The sequence below is a fragment of the Chrysiogenia bacterium genome, from assembly GCA_020434085.1.
Lineage (GTDB): Bacteria > JAGRBM01 > JAGRBM01 > JAGRBM01 > JAGRBM01 > JAGRBM01.
The window spans coordinates 1-10627 of the sequence record JAGRBM010000305.1 but is presented as its reverse complement, the minus strand read 5'-3'; the positions used below and the strand labels follow the sequence as shown (position 1 = coordinate 10627).

The window sequence follows — 10627 nt, the reverse complement described above, 5'->3', positions numbered from 1 at the left end:
TCCATCCGCGTGACGCAGGACCAGAACCTGCTCATTCGCGGCGTCAAGACCAAGGACCTCAAGGACCTGCACGCAGGGCTCAAGGCCATCGGCATGGCCAATCCCGGCGCGCTGCGTCTGCGTAACGTCATGGCCTGCCCGGGCACGGACACCTGCAACCTGGGCATCACTTCCTCCCAGGGTCTTGGCAAGGCGATCGGCGACGTTCTCGACACCATGCCGGAGAAATACCTCGAGGGCATGGACATCAAGATCTCGGGTTGCCCGAACTCCTGCGGTCAGCACCACATCGCGGCGCTGGGTTTCTACGGCAACTCGAAGAAGGTTCACGGTCGCCTCGTTCCCCACGTCGACGTTCTCATCGGCGGCGGCTGGGGTCAGGGCACCGCGAGCCTCGGACAGAGCGTCATCAAGCTGCCGACCAAGCGCGCGCCCGAGGCCGTGAAGTGGATCGTCGAGACCTTCGCCTCCGAGCGCAAGGACGGCCAGAGCTTCAAGGAATGGGCGACCGGTTACGAAAAGGGCTGGTGGCGCGAGAAACTCACCCCGTTCACGGAAATCGGTACCTTCGCATCCGACCGTGACAAATACCTCGACTGGGAACACGCCGAGCCCTTCTCGCTGGCGGACCGTGGCGTGGGCGAGTGCGCCGGCGCCATGATCGACACCGTCACGGAGATCTTCAACGAGGCCGATCACTTCAGCTTCAAGGCCAAGGAAGCGATGAAGGCCGGCGAGTGGCAGCGCGCCTCCGAGGCGGCCGACGAATCGGTCTACCACGCCTGCCGCGCGCTGCTCTATACCGTGGGCATCGAGGACCGCCGCCGCTTCGAGGTGGGTCACAAGTTCATCTACAACGTGATCGACACCTCGGTGATGGAAGACACCTTCCGCGACATGCCCGATCGCCTGGTCAATGAAGCGGCCGCGCACGGCGCCGAAGCCGACGCGAAGAAGCACGTCGCCGACGCGCTGGCCTTCGTCGACGAGTGCCACAACATCCACAAGCGCGCCAACGATTCTGGCGGCACGGTCAGCGCGCTGGGAACCAAGCCCCAGGCCAAGGGCGGTGAGAGCCGCCCGGTGACCGAGGGCAAGGAGAACCTCTACGACCTGCGCGGCGTGGCCTGCCCGATGAATTTCGTGAAGACCAAGCTGCGTCTGGAACAGATGAACGGCGGCGAAGTGCTCGAAGTCTGGGTGGACCAGGGAGAGCCCGCCACCAACGTCCCGCGCTCGGTCTCGGGCGAGGGTCACCAGGTCCTCGAAGAGGGCGACCACAACGACCACTACCGGATTCTGATCAAGAAGGCCTGAGGGCCCGGATCCGGCCCGATTGCAGATAGCCCGAGGGCGGCCCGGCGGGGCCGCCCTCTTTTGCTTGTTGGAGATTGGGGGCGTGTTGTAGCGAATATTGCTATTTTTGGTTATAGTTGTGGCAGCGTGAGAGGTTCGTGCCATGAATGTATCCCTGACCCCCGAACTCGAAGCACTCATCAATGAGAAGGTCGCTTCGGGCAGGTACACGTCGGCGAGCGAGGTGATCCGCGAGGCACTTCGGTTGATGGAGGCCCGCGAGGAACGGGCGTTGGCGCTTCGAAGTGCGCTGCTTCAGGGACTAGAGAGTGGAGAGCCCCAGCCGTTTGATGCAAAGAAGCTTCGTGCCGACATCAAGCGCCGCGCCAAATCCCGCAGCAAGTAAGTGACCCGGAGAGCCCGAATACTCGTTCGTCCTCGAGCCAATGAGGATTTGGTGAATATCGGCGTCTGGATTGAGCGAGAGAACCCCCGTGCTGCCGACGAATTTGTCGACCTCATTCGAGCAAAGTTTGAGTTGCTGGCAAAATATCCACAGATGGACCGGCCTCGCGAAGAACCTGCACTCGCGGATCTCAACCTTCGAAGCCATCCCGTAGGAAACTACCTCATCTTCTATCGGTCACTCAGCGATGGTGTGGAAATTGTTCGGATCCTGCATGGAAGTATGGATATCGAGGGTATTGAATCGTGGTAGGCCCGTCCTGCCCTCTTCTTTGACGCCAAAGAGCCCCGGTTGACCAAACCCGCGGCAACGGGCACTATCGAGCCGTAAGAAGGCTGAGGGGAAGTCCGTTTTTCATGTCCTGGCGACGAATAAATGCCCTGATATTCCTGGGTTGGCGCTATGCGATCCACCTTTTGAAGGCGCTCTCGCCCTTCCATCGGCGCCCGGGACTCGAAAAATTCCTCGAAAACTACGCCGGGGACGGGATTACGTTGATTTCCGCCTCCGAGCGCGAGGGCCTGCCGAAGATGGAACGCTGCATCGGCTGCGATGCCTGCCTGCACCCCTTCTTCAGCTCCGAGCAGCGCTACGACCCCCGCCGGGCCACCCCGCGGGACCTGGCGCTCTGTCTCTCGCGATCGATGCCCGATTACAAGGCGGCCCGGGCGATTCTCGCCGGGTGGGAGAACCCCGCCTCGTTCGCCACGGCCTGCCCGCGCGGCGTGGACCTTGCGGCCACCGTCGCCATGATGCGCCGCCACCTCAGTGAATATGACGCCTACATGGGCGAGACTCGCGTAGAGAATTCAAAGACTGCCAAGGAGCACCTTGCCGCATGATTAACCCGGTGGAGATCGCATGGGAGTTCTCATCCCCCGCCACGCTCGAAGACGAAGCGCCCGCGCCCGTCCTTCTCGTGGGAATCTGTGACGACGGCAAGCCCGCCCTCATCGCCCCGCTCGAGGGCTCCGAGACGGAGACGAAGATCGCCGCGCTCGTGCAGGCTGCCGGCTTCGAAGCCAAGCGCGGCCAGGTGCAGATTGTTACGAGCAACGCCGACGGACTGCCGGGCACGCTGGTGCTGGTGGGCCTTGGCAAGCGCGACCGGCTCGACCGCCTCGCGGTAGAACGCGGCTTTGCGCAGGCCGCCCGCAAGCTGCGCGGCGGGGAATTCCCCGCTGTGGCCGCGTTGCCGGCGCTTGGCGGCGAAGACCTGGCCGAGGCCATCGGCCCGATCATCGATGGCTTCGTCCTCGGTGGTTACCAGTGCGCGACCTACCTGCCGGAAAGCCGCATCAAGGAAGCCAAGCCCGTCGAGAAGGTCGTCATCATCGTCCAGGGCGAGATCGACGAACTCCAGCGCCTTGCGGGCATCGCCCAGGCACTTGCCGACGGCGCCAACCTGGCGCGTGACCTGACCAACGCGCCCGGCGCCGATCTCACGCCGCCGACCTTCGCCGAGGAAGTCGCCAAGCTTGCCGGTCCCGCCGGGGTGCAGGCCGAGGTCTGGAAGGTAAAGCGCATCGCCGCCCACGACATGCACCTGCTGCTGGCAGTGGGGCAGGGCAGCGCCGAAGAGCCCCGTGTCGTCAAGCTGAGCTACAAGCCCGAGCAGCGCACCAGCAAGACGGTCGTGCTCGTGGGCAAGGGGATTACCTTTGATACCGGCGGCATCGATCTCAAGCGCAATCCCGAGAGCATCGTCGGCATGAAGGGCGACAAGGGCGGCGCCGCCGCAGTGATCGCCACGCTGCTGGCCTGCACGAAGATCAAGCCCGCCTGCAAGGTCATCGGCATCATTCCGATGGCCGAGAACTCGATCTCCAACAAGGCGATCAAGCCCGGCGACGTCTTCCCCTCTGCGAGCGGAAAGAGCGTCGAGGTGGCCGACACCGACGCCGAGGGACGGCTCATTCTGGCCGATGCCCTGGCTTATGCCCGGAGCCTGGAGCCCGACTGCATCATCGACCTTGCCACGCTGACAGGCTCGTGCATGGTGGGCCTTGGCCCCCAGGTGGCGGGCCTGTTCTGCAACGACGACGGCCTGGCCGAGTCGGTGCTCATGGCCTCCGACATCGCCGGCGAGCGCCTGTGGCCGCTGCCGCTGGAGATTCTCTACCGCCCCGAGCTCGAATCGGAAGTGGCCGATCTGCGTAACATTGGCGAGCGCTACGGCGACGCCATTCACGCCGCGCTGTTCCTGCACGAGGCCGTCGGGGACACCCCCTGGGCGCACCTTGACATCGCCGGTCCGGCTTGGTTAGACAGCGCGTCAGCGTCCTACCCCGAGGGCGCGACGGGCTACGGAGTGCGTCTTCTGGGCAACTTCCTGCTCGGCATCGAATAACCCGGACTTCATGAGACTTCAGGTCGGATGAAACGCGGGGCAAGGCTGCTGCGAGCGGCCCTGTCCACGCGCCGGCTCAAAACCAACGAATAAGAAGAGGCAGAAAATGAGCGACCCCGTTGTTGTACACGTCGTTGGCACCGGCACCATTGGCGAGCCCCTGATCGGCATGCTCGCCCGCTTCGGCAAGGAACTGGGCGTTGATGAGGTGAGCTTCCACAAGCGCACCCCGCTGACCACCGATCGCTCCAAGGTGCGGGCCCTGATGAACAAGGGTGCGCGCCTGGCCGTGGACGAGGATCGCCGCAACGACTTCATCAAGCTGGGTATGAAACCCTCGCTCGAAGCGCGCGAGGCCATCGAGCGCGCCGCCGTGGTCATCGACTGCACCCCGGTGGGCAACAAGATGAAGGACGACGTCTATTCGAGCATCGGCGGCAACGTGAAGGGCTTCATCGCCCAGGGCTCGGAGTTCGGCTTCGGCAAGCAGTACGCCAAGGGCATCAACGACTCGGCGCTCAAGCACGGCGAAGACAAGTTCATCCAGGTCGTCTCCTGCAACACGCACAACATCTCGGTGCTGATCAACACGATCGCCTACCACGGCGGCAAGAAGACGGACAACCTGATCGACGGGCGCTTTCTGTGCATCCGCCGCTCCAGCGACATCTCCCAGGACGATTCCTTCGTGCCCGCGCCCATGGCGGACAAGCACGGCGACGAGCAGTTCGGCACGCACCACGCGCGCGACGCCTACCACCTGTTCGGCACCCTGGGGATCAAGCCCAACGTGTTCAGCTCGGCCCTCAAGCTCAACACCCAGTACATGCATGCCATCCACTTCAGCCTCAAGCTGAAGGAAGACGTGGACAAGAAGGCGGTGCTCGACCGGCTTGAGAGCAACCACCACATTGCGCTGACTGACAAGCGCAGCACCAACAGCGTGTTCAGCTTCGGTCGCGACCACGGCATCTTCGGCCGCATCCTCTCGCAGACAGTGCTGAGCGTTCCGACCCTGACGGTGCGTCACACCAGCGAGGGGAGCGAAGTCGTCGGCTTCTGCTTCACCCCGCAGGACGGCAACTCGCTGGTGAGCTCCATCGCCGCGGCGCTGTGGTTCATCGATCCCGAGACCTACAAGGAAAAGCTCAAGGTTTTCGACCCCTACATGTTCTCAGAGGTCTGAGCCTCTCCAGCAACAGGAAACAAAAAGGCCCCGCGATGCGGGGCCTTTTTCGTTCGGGATGACAAGCGGATGTGGCTGCGGGAAAAAGCCTACTTGCGCGTGGTCTGCATGTAGTGGTCGATGGATTCGCGCGCGTCTTCGGGGACTTCGGTGAACTCGATCCCCATCCCGTCGACGATGCCGCTCACCGTGTCCTGGGAGTGGCGCGCAACGCGGCCGCGAACAGTGATCTGCTCGTGGTGGTAAGGAACGTAGAAGCTCAGGTCCACGGTGGCGTCGATCGGGTAGACGCGGGTGGTGTAGAGAAACACCCCGCCGGGTGAGAGATCGCGGGAAATGAAACGCTCGGAACGGCCCGAGCCCTTGCAGCGGATCTCGATGGTAAGCGGGATGCGTGGATGCTTGCGCTCTACGGCGTAGGGCGCGGGCTGCGAATCCGACGTGGTCATGGACCGGCTCAAGTCCCTCACCTCCAAGGTCCTTCGATGCCTGCGGCATGCTGCTGAAGTTCAGATCAACTGATAAAGAAGGGTAGCGACTGGGCGGGAGATCGGCAAACGGGGCAGCCGCCGGGTTTGCCCCGGCGCGTCATGGGGGGGGCTCAGGCGCGTCCGCCAAAAACGTCGAGCATCCGGGTATCCAGGGAGGCCCTGCGGGCCCGGTTGCGGGCCCAGTCCTTGAGGGCCTCGATGCGCTCTTCCTGCGTCACCGCCAGGGGCACGGTGTCCTTGATGGCCTGGTGGACGTCCTCGCCGTTGACCTCGCGGTCTTCGGCAAAGGCTTCATACATCGCCGAGACGATGCTCTCTTCGATCTCCGCGCCGGAGAATTTCTCACACTGCGCAGCGAGCCCCTCGCAATCGAAAGCGCCGGGATCGCGCCCGCGCTTCTTCAGATGGATCTCGAAGATCGTCTTGCGCTCATGGGCGTTGGGCAGGTCGACGAAGAAAATCTCGTCGAAGCGACCCTTGCGCAGGAGCTCGGGCGGGAGGTTCTCAATGGAGTTCGCGGTGGCGACGACGAAGGATGCCTGCTTCTTCTCCTGCATCCACGTGATGAACGAGCCCAGCACGCGCGAGGTTTCCCCGGCGGTGGCGCTTCCCGAATCCAGGCCGGCGAGCCCTTTTTCGATCTCGTCGACCCAGAGCACCGCCGGCGAGACCGACTCGGCAATGCGCAGCGCGCGGCGCAGGTTCTCGTCCGGGCCGCCGCTTCCCGCGCTGAAGACCGCGCCGAAATCCAGGCGCAGCAGCGGGAGCTTCCACAGGTTGGCGATCACTTTCGAGGTCAGCGACTTACCGCAACCCTGCACGCCCAGCAGCATCAGGCCCTTGGGCTGGGGAAGACCGTAGGCGCGGGCCTCCTCGCCGAAAGCGCGCTCACGGCTTTGTAGCCACTTCTTGAGCTCGTCGAGCCCGCCGATGGAACTCATGTCCTCGCCCGACTCGAAAAATTCCAGAAGCTGGCTCTGGCGGATGAGTTGTTTCTTTTCCTGAAGCAGCAGTCCCAGGTCCGACTCGGTAAAGGGCCGCTTGATGAGCAGCGCCTTGGCGAAGAGCCGCCGGGCTTCATTTTCCGTCAGCCCCGCCGCCGCGTTCTGCATTCGCTCGCGCAGCGCAGGGGCGAGCTCCGGGCGGTGCGCCTCGGGAAACGATGCAACGACGTGATCGATGATGGCGCCCAGCTCCTCGCGCGAGGGGTAGGGCAGCTCCAACACGGCGACGTCCTTGGCCAGTTCCTCGGGCAGGTGCAGCGAAGGGCTGGAGATGATCAGCGTGATGGACCGCTGGGGCAGCGCGCGCAGCGCTTCCTTGAGCTGGCGCAACACGGCCGCATCCTTGAGCGCAAGGTGGAAGTCTTCGAGCAGATAGGCCGTGCGCTCGGGCCCGCCATTGATGGCGCGCAGGCATCCGGCCGGGTCGCTCGTCTGCGCCAGCGTGTCGGGAAGGCTCGCGGGCGCAAGCGGCGCGAACCCGCTCGCACCGTTCCAGCGAACGAGCTGCCACTTTGCTGCGCCGGCGACGCCGCTCAGCACACGCTCGAGTCTCTCTTCCTCGCTGGTGAGAACGTAGAGGAGCGGGTAGTGCGCCCGGAGCTGGGCGCTGAGTTCGCCGGAGAACTCCTCGAGCGTCATTGCGCCGCTCCGACCCCGCCGAGAATATCGTGAACGATCCGTGGAAGTTCATCGAGCCCGAAGGGCTTGACAAGATAAGCAGCGAACTGGCGTCGCGTTTCAGCGTTGAGCATGTCCTCGGCCTTGGTGGAAAGCGCGATGATTGGGATGTCCTTGGTCGCTTCCTGATTGCGCAGCACGCGGGCCAGCTCGATCCCGTCCATCTCCGGCATGACGATGTCGGTGACGATCAGATCGAAGCTCTCCTCGAGCGCGCGCGAGGCCGCCTGCTTGCCGTCGAAGCACAGCGTGACCTCAAAGTCGGACGAGAGCTGATCGTAAATCGCCGTGGCGATCAGCCGTGTGTCCTCCGCGATCAGGATTTTCTTCTTCATGGTGCCTCTGGAAGTAACAAAGCCCCAAGCCGAAGGCAACTCCGCCGCGTCGATTCCCCCGGGGGAGCGATTGACGGGGCGGGCGGCGGTGCTAGCCTTTCCTGCGATCGGGGAACCCCATGCTGGCATCCGTGACAGAGCTGCTGCGCTGCATTCGCTGCGACCACCCGGGCCCGCTGAGCCTGGAGGCAGGCGGCAAGCGCAAGGGCGAGCAGGTAATGGAAGGCGCGCTCACCTGCCTGGGGTGCGGGGCGCGCTGGCCCATTGAGGACGGAATCGCCGACTTCGTGGGCGGCGAGGACGCCGGGGCGGGCCTTGCCCAGCGGCTCATGGAGGCCGCGCCGATTCCCATGATCTACGAGCGTTACTGGCGCCCGGCGCTCATGCGCATGGTGCAGCCCCCGCGCGCCTTTGAAGAAGAGGCCCGCGTGGTGGTCCGGATGCTGCGCCCCCAGATCGGCGACAACGTGGCCGACGTGGCCTGCGGCACCGGCAACTACACCCGGCGCTGGGCCCGGCTGGTGGCCCACGGGCCTAAGGCCGAGGGCGGCATGGCCGTGGGCTTCGACCGCTCGGCGGTGATGCTCCGGCAGGCGGCCAGGCAGGCCCGGGCCGAGAATCTGGACAATGTCTCCTTCATCCGCGCCGATGTTCACCGGCTCCCCCTTCGCACGGCTTCCTGGGACGGCGCGGCCTGCTGCGCGGCACTCCACCTGTTCAGCAACCCCGGCCAGGTCATCGCTGAGATCGGTGCCGCGCTCAAGCCCGGCGGGCGCTTCGCGTGCCTGACTCTCGAAGAGCGCGAGGGCGACTGGGGCCGCTGGATCGCCCAGGGCAGCGAGCTGCTCACGGGCCTGCATTTCTTTGCGCGCGAGGAACTCGAAAACCTCACAACCCGTGCACGGCTCGAATGGATCGAGGCGGTGCGCCACGGGCAGGTCTGCATCTTTGTTGCGCGCGCCTCGCGCACGGCGTAGGCTTTTGCGCAATGAAACGAGTTACGGCAATTCTGCTGATCTTCGCCCTGACGGTGGCGGGTGCGACCTACGCGCCCGCGCAGGAGGGCGATGGGGCCGCTGCCGCCGAAGCGGCAAAGGCCGAGGGCGCGCGCATCTATCTCGAACGCTGCGCCGCCTGTCACGGCGAGAGCGGACGCGGCGACGGTCCCATGGCGAAGATGTATCCTGTGCCGCCGACCAGCTTCGCCGACGCATCGTTCATGGAAACCCGCACCGATGAAGGAATGCGGGAGATCATTTCTCTGGGAGACAGACCGATCGGCCGTGCGCCTTTCATGCCCGGGTTCGGCATCGCGCTCAGCGAGGGCGAGATCGACCTGGTGATCGGACACATCAAAACCCTTGCGAAGTAACTGGAAAATTCTGATGGCGGCCGCCGTGCTGGCGCTCGGCGGGGCGTGCCAGGGCGAGGCCGATCAGCAGCCGGCGGGCAAGCGCGTGCGTGAGGGCGAGGGGGCCGGCCGCGTGGCGGTCGTCACGCCGCGGCACGAACTGCAGGAGATCAACCCGCGTCTGCTCTACCGCCTGCACTGCGCGAGCTGTCACGGCACCCTTGGCGGCGGTGACGGGCCGGCCACGCAGGTGCTGCCGACGCAGCCGGGCGACTGGACCCAGCGCGGCTTCCTCGCGCGCTTCAGTGACGAACAGATTCGCGACAAGATCCTGCGCGGCACGGACACCCCGCCGGGCAGACCCCAGCCCATGCGCGGCTTCGATGGAAAATTCCGCCCCGAAGAACTCGACGCCCTCGTGCAGTACATCCGCGAGTTCGGTACCCGTCCGGGCACCCTCCCGCACTGACGGCCTTTTACATCGAAAACCCGCCGTTGACGGGCAGCGCCTGTCCGGTGATCCAGTTGCTGTTTTGTGAGCAGAAGAACGCCACGGCGGCGGCGACGTCGCGGGGCTGTCCCAGGCGGCGCAGCGGGTAGAGCCTGGCCCACTTGGCTTCCATCTCGTCGGTGACGAACTCGGTCATGGGCGTGCGCGTGGTGCCCGGACAGATCACGTTGACGTTCACGCGGCTCTTGCCCAGCAGCTTGGCCATGCTCTTGGTAAAGGCGATGACGCCGCCCTTGGCCGCCGAGTATGCGACCATGGTCTTTTCGCCGATGCGCCCTGCATCGGAGGCAATGTTCACGATCTTTGAATACTCGGTTTTGGCGAGCTCGTTCATGGCGGCGCGGCACATGTTCATCGTGCCCAGCAGGCACACGTTGAGTTCCATCTGCCAGTCCTCGGGCGTGCTCTCGCCAAAGGGCGTGTCGCTCAGGACGCCCGCGACGTTGCAGAGCCCGTAGAGCGGCCCCATTTCGTTGGCGATCGCTTCGACCGTGTCGGCGCAGGCCTGAAAGTCGGTCACGTCGAGGGCCCAGGCCTTCGCCTTGCCACCGGCGGTTTCGATCTGTTTGACCGTCTCACTCGCGCCGCCCTCGCTGAGATCACACGCGGCAATGTGCGCGCCCTCGGCGGCCAGCAGCAGTGCGGTCTCGCGCCCGATGCCCGAGGCCGCGCCGGTGACGAGGATGACTTTGTTCTTGATCGCGTAGTCCATGCTTACTCCTTGAGTCCCAGATCCTTCAGCGAAAAACCGCTTCCCAGCTCGGCGGCGAGAATCTGCTCTGCTTTCTCCCACTCGCCCGCGAGCACGGCGGCTTCGAGCTCACCTGCAACCAGCGCGCGGAACTTCGCGGCGTTTTCGTCCGAGAGCTCGCCCTGTTCGAGCTGGCGCGCGCGGACCCGGGCGAGCAGCTCGACATACTCACCAAAGGCCTCGGGAAAGATTTCCTCGAGCCGCTCGC

General features: G+C 64.8%; 14 protein-coding genes. 9 read left to right on the top strand and 5 right to left on the bottom strand.

Going from position 1 to position 10627, the window contains the following annotated elements; all coding sequences use genetic code 11:
• The 6 genes from KDH09_10670 to KDH09_10645 form a co-directional block, all read left to right on the top strand.
• A partial coding sequence (locus KDH09_10670) for a sulfurtransferase TusA family protein (GenBank protein MCB0220148.1) occupies positions 1-1317 on the top strand: 1317 nt, incomplete at its 5' end.
• A 142-nt stretch (positions 1318-1459) separates the two neighbouring features.
• Positions 1460-1702 (top strand): type II toxin-antitoxin system ParD family antitoxin, encoded by a 243-nt coding sequence (locus KDH09_10665; protein ID MCB0220147.1) that lies wholly within the window; start codon positions 1460-1462, stop codon positions 1700-1702.
• 51 nt (positions 1703-1753) lie between these two features.
• Positions 1754-2014 carry a type II toxin-antitoxin system RelE/ParE family toxin gene (locus KDH09_10660; GenBank protein MCB0220146.1) on the top strand — a complete coding sequence of 87 codons (261 nt, stop codon included), beginning with the start codon at positions 1754-1756 and terminating at the stop codon, positions 2012-2014.
• Between the two features lie 104 nt (positions 2015-2118).
• The gene (locus KDH09_10655; protein ID MCB0220145.1) at positions 2119-2604 is read left to right on the top strand and encodes a hypothetical protein; all 486 of its coding nucleotides are present in this window, start codon (positions 2119-2121) and stop codon (positions 2602-2604) included.
• On the top strand, positions 2601-4112 hold the full coding sequence (locus tag KDH09_10650; protein ID MCB0220144.1) for a leucyl aminopeptidase: 1512 nt from the start codon (positions 2601-2603) through the stop codon (positions 4110-4112). The genes KDH09_10655 and KDH09_10650 overlap by 4 nt, the downstream gene beginning before the upstream one ends.
• A gap of 106 nt (positions 4113-4218) precedes the next feature.
• On the top strand, positions 4219-5298 hold the full coding sequence (locus KDH09_10645) for a hypothetical protein (protein ID MCB0220143.1): 1080 nt from the start codon (positions 4219-4221) through the stop codon (positions 5296-5298).
• Positions 5299-5387: 89 nt separating this feature from the next.
• Here the strand turns inward: KDH09_10645 and KDH09_10640 are convergent, their stop codons facing one another.
• The 3 genes from KDH09_10640 to KDH09_10630 form a co-directional block, all read right to left on the bottom strand.
• Complete coding sequence (locus KDH09_10640) at positions 5388-5747, bottom strand: PilZ domain-containing protein (GenBank protein ID MCB0220142.1); 360 nt, start codon at positions 5745-5747, stop codon at positions 5388-5390.
• Between the two features lie 152 nt (positions 5748-5899).
• Positions 5900-7432 carry an AAA family ATPase gene (locus tag KDH09_10635; GenBank protein ID MCB0220141.1) on the bottom strand — a complete coding sequence of 511 codons (1533 nt, stop codon included), beginning with the start codon at positions 7430-7432 and terminating at the stop codon, positions 5900-5902.
• The gene (locus tag KDH09_10630; GenBank protein ID MCB0220140.1) at positions 7429-7806 is read right to left on the bottom strand and encodes a response regulator; all 378 of its coding nucleotides are present in this window, start codon (positions 7804-7806) and stop codon (positions 7429-7431) included. The genes KDH09_10635 and KDH09_10630 overlap by 4 nt, the downstream gene beginning before the upstream one ends.
• A gap of 119 nt (positions 7807-7925) precedes the next feature.
• Between KDH09_10630 and KDH09_10625 the strand changes: the two genes are divergently transcribed.
• The 3 genes from KDH09_10625 to KDH09_10615 are packed head-to-tail and all read left to right on the top strand — an operon-like array spanning position 7926 to position 9626.
• Entirely contained in the window at positions 7926-8783 is an 858-nt protein-coding gene (locus tag KDH09_10625; protein MCB0220139.1) for a methyltransferase domain-containing protein, read from the top strand.
• 11 nt (positions 8784-8794) lie between these two features.
• A complete protein-coding gene (locus KDH09_10620; protein ID MCB0220138.1) occupies positions 8795-9178 on the top strand; it encodes a cytochrome c in 384 nt (127 codons plus the stop codon).
• Between the two features lie 13 nt (positions 9179-9191).
• Complete coding sequence (locus tag KDH09_10615) at positions 9192-9626, top strand: cytochrome c (protein MCB0220137.1); 435 nt, start codon at positions 9192-9194, stop codon at positions 9624-9626.
• Between the two features lie 7 nt (positions 9627-9633).
• Here KDH09_10615 and KDH09_10610 read toward each other — a convergent pair whose 3' ends face one another.
• Together KDH09_10610 and KDH09_10605 are read right to left on the bottom strand one after the other, a co-directional pair.
• The gene (locus tag KDH09_10610; protein ID MCB0220136.1) at positions 9634-10380 is read right to left on the bottom strand and encodes an SDR family oxidoreductase; all 747 of its coding nucleotides are present in this window, start codon (positions 10378-10380) and stop codon (positions 9634-9636) included.
• A 2-nt stretch (positions 10381-10382) separates the two neighbouring features.
• Positions 10383-10627: hypothetical protein (locus KDH09_10605; protein MCB0220135.1), on the bottom strand; the 245-nt coding region annotated here is incomplete at its 5' end.